The organism is Exiguobacterium sp. LL15, from assembly GCF_024436095.1.
Lineage (GTDB): Bacteria > Bacillota > Bacilli > Exiguobacteriales > Exiguobacteriaceae > Exiguobacterium_A > Exiguobacterium_A indicum.
On record NZ_JANFNX010000001.1, the window covers coordinates 354,328 to 373,504 of the forward strand.

The window sequence follows — 19,177 nt, forward strand, 5'->3', positions numbered from 1 at the left end:
ATGAATATGGAATGGAACGTCACAGACGTCAAACAAACAACAGATGTATTACAACTCGAAAAATGTGTCAACGATCACGATGGCATTGAATTAAAAGTCGCAGCCGATTGGGTTGGCGAGAACGACTTCGCAATTTATGACGGTGAGCAACTCGTCGGGTACTTACAAGCATTCGCGTACTTACCGACGGAATGGGAACTAAACGTCTTCGTTGATCCGGATTACCGGAAACAAGGAATCTTCACGGCACTCGTTGAAGCGGCACGGGCGCGCGCAACGGAAGCAGGCGTCGAAGCATTCACGTTCGTCATTGACGATGCAAGTAGCTCAGGTCAAGCCGTCCTTGAAGGATTAGGTGCCGAGTACCGGATGACCGAGTACAATATGATTTTGAAGAAGGCACAGTTGTTCTTAAAAGCCGATCCGGATTTCGAATTACGCGAAGCGACAGCGGGCGATCGTCCGTTCATCGTCGAGACGCTTGGTAAATCGTTCGGGAACACGGATGAAGAAGCAGAGTCGATCTATCAAGCAATCGAATCTGATGACCGCATCACGTTCATCGGTGTCGCAAGCGGCAAACCGGTCGGCGTCATCCGTGCCTACCTTGCTTCCGATACGCAAGCGAGCATCCATGCGTTCGCGGTTCGTCCAGAAGCGCAAGGTAATGGTTATGGTAAAAAGATGCTGAAGCTGATGGTTCAAGCGTTGTTCCGAACAGGTCGGACACAACTCGAACTCGACGTTGAAACAGATAACGATCGCGCACTCGATCTTTACAAAGAGGCAGGATTCGTTGTGCATCGTGGCTATCAGTTCCACGTGTTGGCGGTATAAAAATTAACTCGAAATATCACTATCCTACTTTTGAAATCTCAATAGGACAGTGATATTTTTTTGATAAAATTGAATAAACTTTTAAATGTAAATTATATCCTGATTAGCTTAACTTTAAAAAGGTGGGTGTGAAAGTGATGAATAATAGTGTTCTTGATATGTACATAAACAATAGACCGATAATTGACTATTTCAAAAAAAGTGAAGGTAAACTGTATAACGATATTAAAATTAGAACTACAGAAAAAATTTTATCTCTGAATGCTAAAGAAATTTTGACATTAGTTTTAAAAAAAGATGAAAAAATTTTTAAAGTTATCAAACCTTCAGCAAACAAAGAGTTTGCCTCGATATTAATTGCATTTATTATGAAAAAAAAATATAAAGATTTTGATGTCGATAGCTTTTTAACCCCTGAGATTTTGAAAGTCGTTGAGGAGTGTGTATTAGATTTTTACGGGAATAGTAAAAGTGTTGATCAAATTTCTAACGTATATCAAATTCAATTAGCAGAGTTAAGTGTTTCAAATAATGTCACTACTAACTTATCTAAATCAAAATCGCTTGCTGAGGAAATTAGAAATCGCGGAGGTAAAATGGCAATGAATTATGTAGGTGATGTAGCGATGTCTAAAATCTCTTCACTTCTTGCTACGACCTCATCTACTGCTATAGGAGTCATTATAGCTAAAGTATTAACTTCCTCAGTTATAGTTTCGGTATTAAAACCTATTGTTATTAAAGTTTTAGGTACACTAAGTCTAGCTACAATAGCTAAGTTAGCTATCGGAAAAGCATTAATTGCTGTTTTGGGCTTAGTAGGAATATCGAGCGGTATGCCAATTCTATGGATATTGTTGCCTGTATTAGTTGGTTTTTTAGCTTATGAAATTTCAAACTTACCAAATAAAATGGCTGAACAATTACCTGATCAAATTGTGGAAGGTATAAAAAATGAATTTGATACAATGAACAATTTAATTGTCAATGAAATGATGAAGTCTCTAAACAATGAGATTCAGTTAGAACTTTTAAAACAAGATACAGCGAATTAAATAAGTTTTACTTAGTAAAATAAACGTTGGAACCTTTTCTGCAATCCGTCGTATACTAGACATATGGAAAAAAAGAGGAGGCGACGTCATGGAGAGTCGACAGGATTCATTGCGGACGTTGAAGTGGGTATCAGGTGGAATGGAAGCGGTGCTTGGGATTCCGCTCTTAGGTGGTTCAATCGTCATTTTCTCAGGTTACAATGCCCTGTGGTTAATGCTCGCGTTTCATATCGTCGTCGTCGTATTGACGGCACGTGCCGGAAATGTCTCAAAAGGGAACATCGTCGGAATCGTCGCATCAACGGTTGGTGTCATTCCGGTCGTCGGGATGCTGTTACACATGGCAGCAGCGATTACGATCTTACTTGACGCAGCGTTCAGCAACCGAATCGTTACACGAACACATGTCAAACATGTCGAACCGATTCGACCACGTCCGGTCCGTCGGGAGCAAGAAAAACAAGAAGACCATCCGTTCTGAGTTTTTTTCGTTGACAGCGAAAAACAAGCCGTGTAAAGTAAACAACAAGTTAAGCCATATCAATTACATCGATGACGCGGAGTAAGTATCGTCAACACTGCCGACCAAGCGAGTCAGGAATGGTGAGAGCCTGACACGGTAAGCTGAACGAGAATGGACCGCTGAGAGCCTGTTGAACCTTCGAGTAGACAGGACGGTTGCCCCCGTTACCGGGCTAGCTGGTTGTTGGACCAGCGACAAGTGGAGACGATTCTTCGTCTCAATCAGAGGTGGCACCGCGCGGATACAGGCGTCCTCTATGCATTAGCTGTTAGCTATGCGTAGAGGGCGCCTTTTGTTGTACGTCAAGGTATGCCGAATCATCCAACGCTCATCATATTTCTCAGGAGGCACGACACATGAAAAAGACATTGATCGCAGCGGCGAGTACGGCAGTCCTACTAGCAGGATGTGCAACGACAGAACCAGCAGAAGAGAAAAAAGCAGATAAGAAGGTCCTGCATACTATGGAGAGCTATGATCTTCTGTCGGTTGATCCGGCAGATGCTATCACGTCAAACATCTTCAACCAAATCTACGAAGGACTCTATCGCTTCGACGCGAACAACGAACTTGTTCCGGCGGCAGCGAAATCACATAGTGTGTCTGAAGACGGTAAGGTCTATACGTTCAAGCTTGACCCGAATGCCAAATGGTCTGACGGAAAGCCCGTCACTGCAGAGAACTTCCGTTATGCATTTGAGCGCGTCATCAAAACGAACTCACCATTCGCTTATTTGCTCGAGCCAGTTGAAAAAACGACAGCGGTCGACGACGAGACACTCCGGATCGAACTGAAACGCCCGACACCATACTTCCTCAGCATGACGACGTTCGGTACCTATATGCCTGTACGAGAAGATATCGTCAAAGCAGAAGGCGAGCAGTTCGGGACGGATCCGAAAACGAACGTCTACAACGGACCGTTTACGTTCAAGAAGTATCAAGCGGAGCAAGGTTATACGCTCGCGAAAAACGCTGAGTACGCAGACCGGAAGAACGTCAAGATCGACGAAGTCGACGTCAAGATCATCAAGAATCCGATGCTTGCGATCAATCTATTCGAGTCAGGTGAACTCGATGTCGCACCACTCAACTCGGAGAACGTCGTCACGTACAAAGGCAAAAAAGAGTACAACACGTTCAGCGATTCGCGGATGTTCTTCATCCGGATGAACGAAAAGACGGACGCGTTGAAAGATAAACAAACACGTCAAGCAATCGACGCGGCGTACGATAAAAAGGCGTTGACGGAGACGTTACTCGGAAATGGATCACTGCCGGCGGACTACATCGTGCCGCAAGAACTCGATCCGAAGTATGACAATGCGCGCCAAATCGAATCGTCGTATGATGCAGCAGCTGCAAGCAAGGTGCTCACAAAACAAAACCTTGAATTGACGATGTTGATTGAAGACGATGATGTCTCGAAAAAAATCGGTGAGTATATTCAAGGGGCGTTGAAGAAACAGAACGTCGAAGTCAAATTGTTGTCACTACCGAAGAAAGAGCGTCTCGCCCGTGAAGGACGAGGGGATTACGATCTATCACTCGCAAGCTGGGCACCAGACTATCAAGACGCGACGACTTACTTGAACTTGTTCACGACCGGTAACCCCTTCAACATGATGGATTATTCGAACAAACAGTATGACCGTCTCTTGAAACAGGCTGAAAGTGAGCTCGACCAGGATAAGCGTCTTGCCTTACTCAGTAAAGCAGAAAGCGTCTTGCTTGATGATCAAGCGATCTCACCGGTTTACCAACGGAAGAATGCCTTCTTGCAAAACACAGAAGTGAAGAATCTCGCGCGACACAATGTCGGAACGGATATTTCCTATAAATATGTCGAAATCAACCGTAACTGACACCCGTATCCTCTTTTCCTGATGACACAAGGAAAAGAGGATTTTTTGTATGGGAGAGATTTGGTAATTTTATTCTGAAATCAGGTCAATTCACTAAAACCGCTTTCATCATCAGCCGATAGAGAGAACGGTGAAAAGAAGAACCAAGAAGGGAAGTCGCAGTTATGAAAAGATTTCGAAGAAACTTGAAGTTACGATTGTTCTTTTGGGTATTGGTGATCTCAGCCGTCACAAGTGGTATCTCAGCACAACTCGTCTTATATCTACACCGAGGGCTCGATGTCGCGGATACGAATGCGATCTGGGTCGGAGCCGGTATCGGTCTTCTCCTCTCATTGATTGGAACGACGTTGACACAACTCATTCTCCGTCAACCGATCAAAGCGATCGAAAAGGCGACTGAGACAGCACGCGAAGTCGCAAACGGCAACTTCGATGTTGATTTTGAAGAAGCGAAACGTGGAGATGAAGTCGATCAGCTCATGCATGAGCTCGAAGTAATGGTCCTACATATCCGCAAACAAGCAACACAGATGGGGAGCTCAAGCGATAAACTGACGGCTTCAGCGCAAGAAATCGCAGCAGCTGTGCAAGAAGGCAACGCGTCTGGCGAAAGCATTCGCTCGGCGATGGCGGAACTATCCGCAAAAATGAACGAAAACGTCGATCAAGCTTACCTATCGATGGATGCACTCGGTGCGGTCAAGCGGACGATGGATGAAGTCGCAGCAGAAATGAACGAAGCGTTGAAATCAGCAACAGTCATGCAGACGGAAGCGCAGAACGGGAAAACGCTTGCGACGGATTCGGTCGAAGCGATGCATATGATTTCGAAGAAGATGGAGCAGTCAGCGACGCTCAACGGTCGATTGACGGACATGACTGGAGAAATCTCGCGCATCACAGATGTCATCAGTGATATTTCTGCTCAGACGAACTTACTCAGCTTGAATGCTTCGATTGAAGCGGCACGTGCGGGTGAAGCAGGGCGTGGATTTGCTGTCGTTGCAGCAGAAGTTAAGAAGCTCGCAGAACAAACTGCAACATCAGCAAAAGAGATCACGGATTTGATTTCAGGTGTCAAACGTCTCGTCAATGATACGGCGAACGCGATGACGGATGTCCAAAATGAAGTCGCGACAGGTGTCGGACTCGTCGAACAAGCTGGTTCATCATTTGAAGAGATTCATCATTCGACGGAGCATGTCTACTCACGCGTGAAATCAGTTGACCAACTCGTCGTCAAATCCGATCAAGAAATTGATCAAGTCGGTCTGACAACAGCGAATATCCTCGCGATGGTCGAGGAAGCATCAAAACACGCAGAGCAAGTCTTACAGGCATCGAGCCATCAAGCGGCTTCACTTGGTGAAGTGAATGGCGCGATGGAAGAACTAGTTGCGGTGGCGGAGCAATTACAGGAAGAGACAGGAGCAACGCGTCTCTGATTGATGAGAAATCATACATCCTAAAAACAGGATGTATGATTTTTTTTGGATTTTTTTGAAAAAAGCATTAAACATTTCGGGAGAACGACGATATATAGGGTGGAAGCAGTCATCGACTAATTCTACCGTGTCGCCCTTGGGCCGGCCAGGGGGCACATCTCGGAGAAGACGGATCTTCGAAGAGACAAAAAACTTATCCTATGGAGGGAAATTACAATGATTATCAATCACAACCTTAATGCAATGAACGCGCACCGTAACATGACAGCTAACACAGTCAACTCTGGGAAATCAATGGAGAAACTTTCTTCAGGTCTTCGTATCAACCGTGCTGGAGATGATGCAGCTGGTCTTGCAATCTCTGAAAAAATGCGTGGTCAGATTCGTGGTTTGGATCAAGCTTCGCGTAACGCACAGGACGGTATCTCACTCATTCAAACAGCTGAAGGCGCTTTGAACGAGACACATTCGATTCTTCAACGGATGCGTGAACTTTCTGTTCAATCATCAAACGATACGAACACAAATGAAGACCGTGCTGAGCTTCAAAAAGAAGTAGCAGAACTCACAAGTGAAGTTTCACGGATTGCAAACAACACAGAATTCAATACAAAAACACTTATGAGCGGTGGTTTCTCAGCATCTGGTTCTGGTCTTAAGTTCCACATCGGTGCTAACGCTACTCAAAACATCGAATTGAAAATTTCAAATATGACAGCGACTGGTTTAGGTGTAGATGCAGTTGATATTTCTACTCAAGCAGGTGCTGATGCTGCTATCACTACAGTTAATACTGCGATTAAAACTGTTTCTTCTGAACGTTCTAGACTCGGTGCAACACAAAACCGTCTTGAACATACAATCAACAACTTAAATGTTGGATCTGAAAACCTCCAAGCTGCTGAATCACGTGTACGCGACGTGGATATGGCTAAAGAGATGATGAGTTTCACGAAAAACAACATTTTGAACCAAGCTGCTCAAGCTATGCTTGCTCAAGCAAACCAACAGCCACAAGCTGTACTTCAGTTGTTACGTTAATCATAACTTTGATCCGTTTAAAAAAGAGGGTGCAGACATTATGTCTGTCTCCCTTTTTTTTATAAAATTGTTAGTCTATCGATATTCATACATTGAAAATGTATACTATATATGGATATATTTTTTGAAAAATAAAGGAGTTACTTATGTCACAATTACAGAACATAGTAAAAGAGCTTCGAGATATTTCGAATCAGATTTCCGTACTTGGTGAAAACGAAGAATGGGATTTATTCGACGAAATTGTTGAAATGATTCGGCTGTTTGGGGAAAGTATTCATTCTAATGGTATTAGAACGGCGGAAAATATGTTGGATCTTCAATCTATAAAGAAAAAAAATTTACCATTGTATGCTAATGTAGTCTACGATAATTTACAATTATTAATTACAGAATACGAATCGTTATTAGCAGTTGAACATCAGAAGCAAATCGTCTATCCGTTTCGATATCACGAGAATGAAATGGCTCTTGTGAAGCAACATGACGACAGTTATTACTTTATAAATGAAACAACGTCAACTTTAAAGCAATTACAATTAGAAATTAATGATGATACAGAAGCAATCATTCTTTTAGGATATGGAAGTGGAATGATTCATAAAGAGTTGTTAAAAAGTTATCATGTTCTTACAATCGATCCATTCAACTTACCTTCGAATGTGAAAACCGATACGGTACTATCGTTTCTTGATTCAAAAGACGATAGTAAGATGTTATTGCAATCAAAGTTTCAATCCTTTGTTGGTTTGAAAACGGAAGTCATCAAACATCCTCTTTACAAAGATACCCAAGTATTGCTTGAACTTTTAAAATTGGTTAGAAACTATTTGGGAGAAAGCTTAATCAATTTAACGACACGAAAAGTATATACAGAAAGTTGGTATCAAGAATCGTTTCGAAATGCTAAGTACTTAAGTGGAAAATCAGATTATATTTTAGATGTTAGCTGTTTGAAACATCAATATATAGGAAGTAATGCTTTGATGATCGCAGGGGGACCTTCATTAGAAGAAGCTATTCCATATCTTAAACAAGCACAGAACGCATATTACATTATTGCGATTGGTCAGACGGTAAAAGTATTGTATGAACATGGAATTCGTCCTGATTTTGTAGTTTCGATTGATGCAGGAGAAGCAAATGCTCACTTCTTTAAAGACATTGAATTAGATGTCCCATTAGTTTATTCGTTACAAGTAAACCATCAGATACCACAACGTGCAAAAGGGCTGTTGATTCCATATGCAGATTCACAAATATCACAAGAATTGTTGGCGTATTCAAAAACATCATTTACCTCTTACCCTACTGTGGCATTAGCAGCAGTTGCCTTTGCAAATTATTTAGGATTTGATTCTATTGGATTAATTGGACAGGATTTAGCATTAAGGAAAGGCGAATATTATAGTGCTTCTGTTAAACAGGTTTCTTCTACAGATGGCCAAATGCATGAAACGTTATACGATGTTCCTTTAAATAATGGTCAGATGGGAAAGACGACACCAATCTTATTTGGATTTTTAAGTGGATATCAAGCTTTAATCAAATTAAACTGTGGCTTATCAGAAAAATTAGTTAACTTTGCGGAAAAAGGTGCCCTTATTGAAGGTGTACCCTATCAATCACTTAAATCATTACAAACAAATTTAATCAAAAAACGCAACCTAAAAAAAGTGGATAACAAGAATATTTTAGAACTGGACGCATCAATCCAGTATGTTCAAGGTTTATTAGATAGTATTTTGAAACGCTTACAAACACTCGAAAAACGATTGAAGCGTACCATGTATAAAAAAGCAGTAACCGTAGATGAATTTGAAAAAATACTACTTGATTGGGATGCGATGATTGAGGCTCCTTTTTTCCGTACACATATAATGCCGCTGCAACTAGTTAATTTGTTAATCATTCAAAACAAAATAAAAATTCATAATCGATATAATCGGACAAGCGCAATGCGTCTTTCTATTTTGTCACGGATGGTTGAATCGATTCAAGAACTAGAAAATCAACTTTATACCATTAAGCAAACATGTGTAGAAACGATAAGGTAACAAAAATATTTAACTGATGCATTTTTGCATGAGAGAGGAAGTATTTAAAAATGTTTACGAATCAGACGATATTAGTTACAGGTGGAACAGGTTCATTTGGTAAAAGGTTTATAGCGTCAGTACTTAAACAAAATGTAAAAAAAGTGATTGTCTTTAGTCGTGACGAATTAAAACAGTATGAAATGGCTCAGGAATTTACGGATCCGAGAGTTCGCTTTTTCATCGGAGATGTCCGAGACAAGGATCGCTTATATCGTGCTTTTGATGGCGTCGATATTGTTATCCATGCTGCAGCATTAAAACATGTCGGAGCATGCGAATATAATCCATTCGAGGCAGTTAAGACAAATATTCATGGAGCACAGAATATCATAGAAGCTGCTATTGATCGTGGTGTAAAAAAGGTCATTGCTTTAAGTACAGATAAAGCGGCGAGTCCAATCAACCTATATGGTGCGACGAAATTAGCTTCTGATAAATTGTTCGTTGCTGGGAATTCATATGCTGGGGATAAAGAAACTCGCTTTTCTGTAGTTCGCTATGGAAATGTAGTTGGTAGCCGAGGTAGCGTGGTGCCGTTCTTTAAAAAATTGAAAGAGGATGGAGCGACGGTCATTCCGGTTACCGATGAGCGCATGACACGCTTTTGGATTACTTTAGATCAAGGTGTACAATTCGTGATTGATAGTCTAGAACGCATGAAAGGTGGGGAAATCTTCATTCCTAAAATCCCAAGTATGAATATCCTCGATTTAGCTAAAGCGATTGCACCGGAATGTGCTACTGAAATCGTAGGTATTCGACCTGGAGAAAAATTGCATGAGGCAATGATTACCGAAGATGATGCTCGCCATACACTAGAGTATGCGGACCATTTTGTAATTCAACCAGAATTCCCATGGTGGAGTAATGAACATATGAATGGCGGCACATCTCTTCCAGAGGGTTTTACTTACATAAGTAATGTGAATGATGATTGGTTGAGTGTAGAAGAGCTACGGGCATTGGTGACAGACTGAATAGTTTGATGGGGGGATGTTTACAGTGAGTCAAGCGCCAGTAAGAGATACATTTTTACCTTATGGTAGACAATGGATTGAAGATGATGATATCGAGGCTGTCGTAAAGATATTAAAAAGTGATTTTCTGACAACAGGACCTGCCATATTGGAGTTTGAAGAAGCGGTTGCTCATTATGTCGGCGCAAAGTATGCAGTTTCTTTTTCAAATGGAACGGCAGCTTTACATGGCGCATGCTTTGCGGCAGGAATTCAAGAGGGGGATGAAGTCATCACGACCCCGATGACGTTCGCTGCCAGTGCGAATTGTGTACTCTATCAGGGAGGAACTCCAGTATTTGCTGATATCGATGATAGTACCTACAATATAGATCCTAAGCAAATTGAAGAAAAAATCACCTCAAAAACGAAAGCGATCATTCCAGTCCATTTTACCGGACAACCAGCTGAGTTGGATGAAATTCATCGTCTCGCTCAAGAACACAACTTAATCGTTATTGAAGATGCTGCACATGCGTTAGGTGCTTCGTATAAAAAGAAGCGCATTGGTGGATTAAGTGATATGACGATGTTTAGCTTCCATCCGGTAAAGCACGTCACGTCGGGTGAGGGTGGTGTCATTACGACTAACGATGACGTCTATTATCAAAAATTATTACAATTCCGTTCACATGGCATTATCAAGGATCAGCAGTTAATGACCGAATCTCATGGGCCTTGGTACTATGAAATGCAGTCTTTAGGTTTCAATTATCGAATGACAGATATACAAGCAGCTCTTGGAGCAAATCAATTAAAAAAGATAGACCACTTCTTATCGAGAAGAAAACATTATGTTTCTTTATATAATGAAGCATTTGAAAGTAGGGATGAGATTCGTATTCCTGCTCAACATCCTGACGGTGATTCAAGTTGGCATTTATACATCATTCGACTTCAAACAGAAAAGATGAAAGTTTCTAGAAAAGTGATCTACGAAGAGCTGATGAAAGAAAATATCGGGGTCAACGTTCATTATATCCCTGTTCACAAGATGCCTTACTATCAGCAACTTGGGTACGGTAAAGAGACATATCCAGTTGCTGAGAAATTATACGAAGAAATTTTGACACTTCCACTTTTTCCTAAAATGAGTGTAGATGATATTAATGATGTCATTACCGCAGTTATAAAAATTCTGAATCAGTATAGAAAGTGAAGAGACCTGATGAAAACAGTAGCAATCATTCAAGCGAGAATGGGATCAACACGATTACCTGGAAAAATCATGATGAAGTTAAAAGAGAAGACGGTTTTGAATCATGTGATTGAACGCGTACAACAATCGAGAGAAATAGATGAAATTATTGTAGCAACTACAATTTTAAAAGAAGATGATGTAGTGGAAGTAGAAGCTAAACGTTATGGGGTAAAGGTATTTCGTGGAAGTTCTGAAAACGTACTAGAACGTTACTACCAAGCTGCAGTATCAAGTGATGCTGATCATATCGTTAGGATTACTTCGGATTGCCCTTTAGTTGATCCTATTGTTTTGAATGAATTAGTCCGTAAATATCATGAATCAAATTGCGAAATCGCTACGAATGTTGGTAAAAAAGTCGAAGATAGGACTTTTCCTAGGGGATTAGATGCAGAAATTTTTTCTTTTCAAGCATTACAACAGGCTTTTGAGAAAGCCGATTTTGATTACCAACGTGAACATGTAACACCATTTATGTACGAACATATTTCAAAAGTAGAATTGCTGAAGAATCCAGTTAACTACTCTATGTACAGATGGACATTAGATACTCCAGAAGATTTTAAACTAATTAACGAAATCTATGAACGGCTTTATTATGGAAAACACGACTTCTATCTAAATGATATTTTAGAAATTTTTAAGCAAGAAAAGAAGTTGAATGATATTAATATGCATATTCAACAAAAAGAAATTAAATCAAAAGGATGAGATGGAAATGAAGGTCGTAATTCTGACTGAGGGAGGAAAGAAAACTGGTTATGGACATCTTTCGAGGTGCAGTTCACTATATGATGAATTAGTAAAAAGGAAAATTGATGTCGAAATGATTATTAATAGTGAACTTCTTACTATCGATATTTTACAGAATCGAAATTATTCCATTGTTGATTGGACTTCTTTCGAATATCTAAGAAATAATATTCAAACATCTGTTCATTATATTGTGGATTCATATATTGCTTCAAAACAAGTCTGTCAATTCGTTAGTGAACATTCAAAAAAAGTATTATACCTAGACGATACGTCAAGAATTGAATATCCTAAAGGAATTGTTGTAAGGGCCTCTCTTCAAGCTACAAAAGAAACTAGAGATCTGCTAATGGGTAGCAAATACATTATATTAAGAGACGCTTATAAATCAATTGCCAACAAAAAGCATGTTCAGAAGACTAATGAAATTCTATTAACGATGGGTGGAACGAATCAAATAGAATTAATTCGAACGATATTAAAAAAAATCAACGAAATTTATCCGGAATGTAAAATTAATATTGTGTTAGGGAATTTAGATTCGTCGCATTTCGGAGAAGGATTGATTCAGGAATATAGGAATATCGTTTTACATAATTATTTATCGAGTCACGAAATGCAAAAATTAATGATTGCTTCGGATTTTGCAATTACTGCAGCCGGGCAAACTATTTACGAATTGATTGCAACCTCTACACCATTCATTCCGATACAAATCGCAGATAATCAAAGAGGAAATCTAAGCTCATTAAGAAATAAACAACTCATTCAAACGATACTTTGTTGGGAAGAGGAAAAATTTTCTGAGAAATTTGAGATAGAATTGCAGCGGATGTTTTCGATACCATTTCGTAAAAAAATCATGGAACGACTAGATGGATTGATAGATGGACTAGGTTCAGAACGAATTATTAATGCTTTATGTTACGAAGAAGTAACTAGTCATCGACTAAGTATTAGAACTGCGAAAGAAAGCGATTGTGCTTTTGTTTTTGAACTATCTAATCAAGAGTATGTTCGAAAATATTCTTTGAATGCTCGACCAATTGAATGGGAATCTCATATCCAGTGGTTCAAAGAAACAATAAATTCTAAAACTCATTTGTTTTTAGTAGTTATTGACGAGTTTGATCAATTAGTAGGTCAAATAAGATATGAAATTAATGATAAATCAGCAACAATTAGTATTAGTCTAGCTCAATCTATTTTAGGTAAAGGATTAAGCAAAACTCTCATTTACCAAAGTATAGATTACCTCCAGCAAAAATTTCCTAATGTTTCACAAGTATTTGCTTGGATTTCAGATGAAAACAAAGCATCTATAAAAACTTTTGAAAGAGTTGGTTTCAAACGATCATTTGCACAATCAATTTTAAATGGTGCTTCTCAATATACGTACGAGATTAGGGGATAAGACTAATGAAGATTGCGAATAAAGATATTTCAAATGGCGTATTTATCATTGCTGAACTATCTGCAAATCATGGAAATGACATTCAAATTGCAAAAAAGACAATGATGGCAGCGAAAGAAGCAGGAGCAGATGCGATTAAATTACAAACATACACACCCGATACAATCACGATTGATTGCTCTAATCAATATTTTCAATTAAATCAAGGAACGATTTGGGACGGAAGAACGCTGTACGATTTATATAAAGAAGCGTACACGCCATGGGAATGGCATAAGGAGTTAATGGATTATGCCAAAGAGATAGGAATTATTTGTTTTTCAAGTCCTTTTGATTCTTCTGCCGTAGATTTTTTAGAAAGTCTCAACGTGCCCGCATATAAAATTGCATCGTTTGAAATTACGGATGTACCTCTTATTGAATATGTTGCTTCTAAACAAAAACCAGTCATCATCTCGACTGGTATTGCGACGATGCAAGAAATTGACGAGGCGATAGCTGCTTGCAAACGAGCTGGTAATGAAGAAATTATTTTATTAAAATGTACTTCGTCTTATCCTGCTAAAATTGAAGAAGCGAATTTAAAAACTATGCAGAACATGAAAGCAACATTTGATGTGGAAGTCGGATTGTCAGATCATACATTAGGGATCATAGCACCAGTTGTTGCGACGACATTAGGTGCTAAAGTAATTGAAAAGCATTTTATTCTTGATAAAGCAATCGGAGGACCAGATGCTTCGTTTTCTCTTGATCCACAAGAGTTTAAGGCAATGGTTGATGCTGTGCGTGATGCAGAAGCATCATTAGGGAAAATAGACTACCAACTAAATGAAAAAAAGGTGAAAAATCGTAATTTTTCACGATCTCTTTTTGTCGTAAAAGATATAAAAGCAGGCGAAGCTTTTACAAAAGAGCATGTGAAATCAATTCGACCGGGACATGGATTACCCCCTAAGTATATGATTTCTATCATGGGAAAAACAGCGCGATATGATATCGAACGTGGAACTCCTCTTCAATGGGATCAAATAAATTAAATAGAATTAATATTTTTTAAGAGGTATGTTTTACCTCTTTTTTATTTTTAACGATTTAGAGAACAAAAAAGAAAACTAAAAAAAAATACATTTTGGTCGATATAAAACATGAGAATAAAAACGTGAGGGAGAAATCTATGAATCCGACCTTATCTGAAGTAAGGCTCCATTTACCGTCTTCCGTTTTACCTTATGAACAAACTAAAAATGTGTTCGTTGAGGCAAATCAGGATCGACTCGCTGAAGAAGGAGTCGTCGTGTTGCCTACTCCACAGCATATTACAAAACTAGAAACAGCAGTGGAAAAAGCGAACAGCGTATTGGAACAGCAACGTACTGGATTGAAATTCGTAAAACATGAAAAATTAAACGATTACTATATTCAAATTGTTGATTCAAAAAATGAAGTGATTCGTGAAATTCCTAGTAAGAAATCATTAGATTTTTTTGCTGCTTTCATGGAATTTAATCATCTTTTTGATCAGCGAATTTAACACATCAAAAGGAGGAGTACTATGTCATCACCTATTCGATTCGGTGGTTTAGCAAGTGGAATTGATACTGATAGTGTAATCAAGCAGTTAATGCAGGCGGAGCGTGTGCCAGTCGATCGCTTAGAGCAGAAAAAGCAAGTGACGGAATGGAAACGAGATGCTTATCGTGAAATTAACCGCTCTCTCTTGACTTTGCGTAGTAGTGCAGTTGATTTGATATTTAGTCGTAACTTTTATGCTAAAAAGGCGACTTCTTCAGATGAAAGTAAAGCTACGGTCGTCAGTGGACCATCTAGTGGAAATACCGCTATCTCAATTGATTCTGTCACACAATTAGCAACATCACCATCGCATGTAGCAACAGTGAGTAATGGAGGAAGTGCTGTTAAAAATACGACAGCAGTTTCTACACTAGGATTGGATGTCGGAAAAAGAAGTCAGGTATTATCTACTTCGGCAAAGGAGATTACCATTAAGCCTTTACCAAACAATGCTCCTTCTTTTAAGGATAAGGATGGTAATACGTTGACACTTGCTCATACATTTGATGCTTCGACTGGGAAAATAACATTTGATGATGGAGTCGTTATTCCGGAAGGAGCAACTGTTCAGTATGAAGCTGGGTATCAAATACAATTGCGTACTTCTTCTACGGGACAGCCACAAACTGTTTTTCTTGATCAAGGTGCTACATTTAAAGATGTGATTAGTGCTTTAAACGGAGCTAAAACGGGTGTCAGTGCGTTCTTTGATGAGGCATCAGGAAAAATATCCATTACTGGGAAGTCGACAGGGTCTTCTTCAATTATTGAATTCACGGATAGTGCCTCGAAAACATTATTCAATTTACCATCGAATACTGCTGGAAAAGATGCATTAGTGAAGGTCAATGGTATTGATTTAATTCAATCATCAAATACCTTCACCATCGATAATCTGACGATTTCACTGAAATCAGCATTTACAGATGGAAAGGCAGTAAATTTATCTTCAGCGACTGATACTCAAAAGATTTTTGATAATATCAAAGGTTTCGTTGATAAGTATAATGAAACGATTGATTTGATGAACAAGAAAACACGTGAAGAGCGCTATCGTACCTTTACGCCTTTAACAAAAGCCCAAAGAGATGAACTGTCTGAAGACGAGATAAAAAAATGGGAAGAGAAAGCAATGAGTGGCATGCTCAAAAGTGATACGATCGTTCGAGGTGCCATGGACTCGTTAAGAGGAAAATGGACTTCATCTACAGCAACGACAAACAGTAAAGAAGCGAGCCAACTGTATCAAATCGGTTTAGCGACAGGTGCTGATTTTACGAATGGCGGCAAAATTGAATTAGATGAAGAAAAATTGAAAGCTGCGATTGAACGCAATCCTGAAGAGGTTTATCAATTATTTACGAATCCAGAAAAAGGTCTACTTCCTCAAATACGCGATGCAGCTGCTGACGCACGAACTAATATTACACGTATTGCTGGTTTCGAAGGGGCTGGATCTCCTACGTATTCCATGGGACGTGAAATGACTGAAATGGATTCACGAATTAAAAGATTAAATGATATGTTGACCACTAAAGAAAATTCATATTATCGTCGTTTTGCAGCTATGGAGAAAGCAATGAATCAGGCGAATAGCCAATCTGCATCGTTAGCTTCCTATTTAGGACAGTAAGGAGAGAATTAGATGAACCCATACGCATCCTATCAAACAAACTCAGTAACTACTGCGTTACCTCAAGATTTAACGCTTATGTTATACGAAGGGTTGATTAAATTTTCGATGCTTTCAAAGCAAGCAATTGAACAAGGAATGATTGAACAAAAAAATACAAATATTCAAAAGGCGCAAGCGATCATCAGTGAACTTCAATTGACGCTTAATCAGTCGATTGCACTGTCAAAAGATTTAAATGCTTTATACGATTATATGCAAGTACGATTAATCGATGCGAATATCAAGAATGATATCGTTGCGATTGATGAAGTCATTGGATTTGCAGAAGAATTCCGTGAGACTTGGAAAGAAGCGATGAAACTCGCGAAGCAACGATGAGCCCGCTTGATCCGCTTCGCCTCAAGACGAAACGACTAATGGAATTACTTGATCAAATACCTAACGATGAAAGTTATGATGACTGGATCAATAAGATTCAACATTTACTTGATGAACGCGAAGCGTTTATTGCAGCACATTCTAACTTGTTGGCTGAAGCCAATCAAACGATCATTCAGGAGCTAGTTGATGATAGTCGACAAATTGACTTGAAATTATCTGCTGAAACAGCTAAATTAGGATTACAATTAGGTCACATTCGAAAGAAACAAACAAATCGTCGGTCTTATGTTGACCCCTATGAAGAGGTCGAGGGTACGATTTCACCGTATTTTGATTCGCGTCAGTAATGTTTTTGCGTGAGGGAGGAATCTTTCGTGAAGAAACAAGAGCAGGGTAAACGCCGTGTCCCACAAACCTATTTCCAATCGGACGGTTCGTATGATCAGTTCATTGAACCGGATGTCGAGACCGAATCGTGGGAAGCGCTCGAGCGTCCGATTTCGGAACAACCGGATGTGTATGAGGAAGAAAAGTATCGCCGTGAATCATGACACGATAAAAAGAACGGAATCTGCGGATTCCGTTCTTTTTATTTGAAGCGATAGGCATTTTTGTCTGCTTGTTTAACGGTGTACATCGCTTCGTCAGCACGAATCAGTAGAAGACTCGTCGTCGTTCCATCTTCCGGGTAACGTGCGATCCCGATCGAAGGCGTGACGTGCATCGTCTGCGCTTGATAAAGAAATACCTCATTCAGATGCTTGAGAATACTTTCTGCGTAATGGATCGTGTCCGCTCGATTCCGATGCAAGAAGACGATGAATTCGTCACCGCCAAGCCGTGCTGCCATCTCCGCTTCCTGTAGGTTCGCTTCTAGCCGTCTTGCGGTCTCTTGTAGAACGAAGTCCCCCGCGTCATGACCGAACTGATCATTGATGTCTTTAAAGCCATCTAAGTCGATGAACAATAACGATCCTTCTTGCCAATGTGGTAATTCATTTGATAGAACTTCCTCGAAGTAACGACGATTCGGTAATCCAGTGAGCGCGTCCTGGTATCCGAGCGAACGTAGCATCCGTTCTTCTGTCAAAGCATGTGTTCGGTCCGCTAAGATGATGTAGAAGTCATGCTCGCGCGGAATCGAAATGACGGTCACTTCAAAAGCGCGCCCGTCGTCGAGTTGCATTAGTTGATGTTCGATTGGTGTTCCTTGCCAACTGATCGGAACGATCTGTTCCATCAGTTGATCCGGAAGCTGTCCGGCAGGAAAGTACTGTTCCGCAATCGGATTCATCGCTTTTTCATGACCGTTGGCATCCATCCGAACGATTGGGTACGGATGATTCAAAAATAGCCGTCGGTACTCTTCCTTTCGCAGTTCCAGGCGCTCCGTTTTTTCGTTGACGCGTTGCAACAACTCATTTTCCGAGAGGCCCAACTCACGCAAGAGTAGTGTGTTTTGACGCTCGGAGAAAAATTGGCGTACGAAAAAGAGCGAGAAGAAACCAATGAGACTACTCCAGTAGATGGTAGATGGGATCGACACATACGAGATCCCACCGACGACGATTAAGAGACTGAGGTAGGGAAGATACGAGATCGTCCATCGTTCAGAGGCTTCGGGCGAGTGTGTTTTTCGATAATAATGCAAGAGACCGTATAAGCTGACCGGATACAACGGGAAGAACCAACTGGCGATGTCGAGCTGATCCCGGATGAAAAACGTATAGTAACCAAAAATTGCAAAGATGAAGAGAAGCATCGATCGAATCAGTAAGCGATGTGATGTACTGTGCAAGCTGGTTGTATAAAGTAAGAAGAAAAAGAACAGTTGTGCGATAAAGCTAAGCGCAAAACCGCTCATCCCAACGAGTTCAATGGAAGAACGAGCAATATCCGGTATATACCGTAAGATGATCGTATAGCCGAAGACGAATGTCATACCGAAGAGTAAAATCCCGTCGACGTAAAGAAGCGGTAAGCGCCGGACCGTCGTCCAATTAATCTGTTTCGCGAATGTCCGTGCCGTCAGGATAAAAAAGCCGGTAATTGTCAGGTTGACGACGGTATCGAGCTCCGGTGGATGCCAGGCAGTTGGTAAGAAGCTGAAGGCAAAGTTCAAGGTGATACCGATCGTGAACCACTCGATTGCTCGCCGGATAATCGGTAACGTACCGGACGAACGAGCTACCCATGAGCAGTAGAGGAGTCCAGCAATCGTACTGAAGACAGCAAAAATCGGACCAGCATGAAACCAGCTTGATCCGAGAATGGCAATGTAGGTAACGATGACATACCACTGGACGCAAGACATGTGCCGCATGCGTGATCCT

At 40.3% G+C, this 19,177-nt stretch carries 18 protein-coding genes and 1 other annotated feature; of the genes, 17 read left to right on the top strand and 1 reads right to left on the bottom strand.

The annotated features are described in order from the left end of the window. Window positions 1-6: 6 nt before the first annotated feature. The 17 genes from NOM72_RS01645 (at window position 7) to NOM72_RS01725 (ending at window position 17,395) form a co-directional block, all read left to right on the top strand. Window positions 7-837, top strand: coding sequence for a GNAT family N-acetyltransferase (locus NOM72_RS01645; RefSeq protein WP_055968996.1), 831 nt, complete (start codon window positions 7-9; stop codon window positions 835-837). Between the two features lie 134 nt (window positions 838-971). Then, window positions 972-1,892 (top strand): hypothetical protein, encoded by a 921-nt coding sequence (locus tag NOM72_RS01650; RefSeq protein WP_255997533.1) that lies wholly within the window; start codon window positions 972-974, stop codon window positions 1,890-1,892. Between the two features lie 88 nt (window positions 1,893-1,980). Continuing rightward, complete coding sequence (locus tag NOM72_RS01655) at window positions 1,981-2,373, top strand: hypothetical protein (RefSeq protein WP_255997535.1); 393 nt, start codon at window positions 1,981-1,983, stop codon at window positions 2,371-2,373. Window positions 2,374-2,435: 62 nt separating this feature from the next. Beyond that, window positions 2,436-2,673, top strand: a binding site (T-box leader). A gap of 98 nt (window positions 2,674-2,771) precedes the next feature. Beyond that, on the top strand, window positions 2,772-4,280 hold the full coding sequence (locus NOM72_RS01660; RefSeq protein WP_255997536.1) for a peptide ABC transporter substrate-binding protein: 1,509 nt from the start codon (window positions 2,772-2,774) through the stop codon (window positions 4,278-4,280). Window positions 4,281-4,465: 185 nt separating this feature from the next. Beyond that, window positions 4,466-5,728: a methyl-accepting chemotaxis protein gene (locus NOM72_RS01665; protein ID WP_235504907.1), complete on the top strand. Its 1,263-nt coding sequence runs from the start codon at window positions 4,466-4,468 to the stop codon at window positions 5,726-5,728. A 216-nt stretch (window positions 5,729-5,944) separates the two neighbouring features. After that, a complete protein-coding gene (locus NOM72_RS01670; protein ID WP_214746756.1) occupies window positions 5,945-6,769 on the top strand; it encodes a flagellin N-terminal helical domain-containing protein in 825 nt (274 codons plus the stop codon). 146 nt (window positions 6,770-6,915) lie between these two features. After that, on the top strand, window positions 6,916-8,826 hold the full coding sequence (locus NOM72_RS01675) for a motility associated factor glycosyltransferase family protein (RefSeq protein ID WP_255997538.1): 1,911 nt from the start codon (window positions 6,916-6,918) through the stop codon (window positions 8,824-8,826). Between the two features lie 50 nt (window positions 8,827-8,876). Then, a complete protein-coding gene (gene pseB, locus NOM72_RS01680; protein ID WP_255997540.1) occupies window positions 8,877-9,845 on the top strand; it encodes a UDP-N-acetylglucosamine 4,6-dehydratase (inverting) in 969 nt (322 codons plus the stop codon). A gap of 16 nt (window positions 9,846-9,861) precedes the next feature. Next, the gene (gene pseC, locus NOM72_RS01685) at window positions 9,862-11,043 is read left to right on the top strand and encodes a UDP-4-amino-4,6-dideoxy-N-acetyl-beta-L-altrosamine transaminase (protein WP_370688644.1); all 1,182 of its coding nucleotides are present in this window, start codon (window positions 9,862-9,864) and stop codon (window positions 11,041-11,043) included. 9 nt (window positions 11,044-11,052) lie between these two features. After that, a complete protein-coding gene (locus NOM72_RS01690; protein ID WP_255997544.1) occupies window positions 11,053-11,796 on the top strand; it encodes a cytidylyltransferase domain-containing protein in 744 nt (247 codons plus the stop codon). A gap of 7 nt (window positions 11,797-11,803) precedes the next feature. Then, window positions 11,804-13,252, top strand: a complete 1,449-nt coding sequence (locus NOM72_RS01695; RefSeq protein ID WP_255997545.1) for a bifunctional UDP-2,4-diacetamido-2,4,6-trideoxy-beta-L-altropyranose hydrolase/GNAT family N-acetyltransferase — start codon at window positions 11,804-11,806, stop codon at window positions 13,250-13,252. A gap of 5 nt (window positions 13,253-13,257) precedes the next feature. Next, window positions 13,258-14,292, top strand: a complete 1,035-nt coding sequence (gene pseI, locus NOM72_RS01700; RefSeq protein ID WP_255997554.1) for a pseudaminic acid synthase — start codon at window positions 13,258-13,260, stop codon at window positions 14,290-14,292. 137 nt (window positions 14,293-14,429) lie between these two features. After that, complete coding sequence (locus NOM72_RS01705) at window positions 14,430-14,786, top strand: flagellar protein FlaG (protein WP_055968964.1); 357 nt, start codon at window positions 14,430-14,432, stop codon at window positions 14,784-14,786. A gap of 21 nt (window positions 14,787-14,807) precedes the next feature. Then, a complete protein-coding gene (fliD, locus tag NOM72_RS01710; protein WP_055968961.1) occupies window positions 14,808-16,460 on the top strand; it encodes a flagellar filament capping protein FliD in 1,653 nt (550 codons plus the stop codon). Window positions 16,461-16,472: 12 nt separating this feature from the next. Beyond that, the gene (fliS, locus tag NOM72_RS01715) at window positions 16,473-16,841 is read left to right on the top strand and encodes a flagellar export chaperone FliS (RefSeq protein ID WP_023469259.1); all 369 of its coding nucleotides are present in this window, start codon (window positions 16,473-16,475) and stop codon (window positions 16,839-16,841) included. After that, window positions 16,838-17,191, top strand: a complete 354-nt coding sequence (locus tag NOM72_RS01720) for a hypothetical protein (RefSeq protein WP_255997557.1) — start codon at window positions 16,838-16,840, stop codon at window positions 17,189-17,191. Before fliS ends, NOM72_RS01720 begins: the two co-directional genes overlap by 4 nt. A gap of 27 nt (window positions 17,192-17,218) precedes the next feature. Beyond that, a complete protein-coding gene (locus NOM72_RS01725) occupies window positions 17,219-17,395 on the top strand; it encodes a hypothetical protein (protein WP_023469257.1) in 177 nt (58 codons plus the stop codon). Window positions 17,396-17,433: 38 nt separating this feature from the next. Here the strand turns inward: NOM72_RS01725 and NOM72_RS01730 are convergent, their stop codons facing one another. Then, the gene (locus NOM72_RS01730) at window positions 17,434-19,167 is read right to left on the bottom strand and encodes a GGDEF domain-containing protein (RefSeq protein ID WP_255997559.1); all 1,734 of its coding nucleotides are present in this window, start codon (window positions 19,165-19,167) and stop codon (window positions 17,434-17,436) included. Window positions 19,168-19,177: the final 10 nt, after the last annotated feature.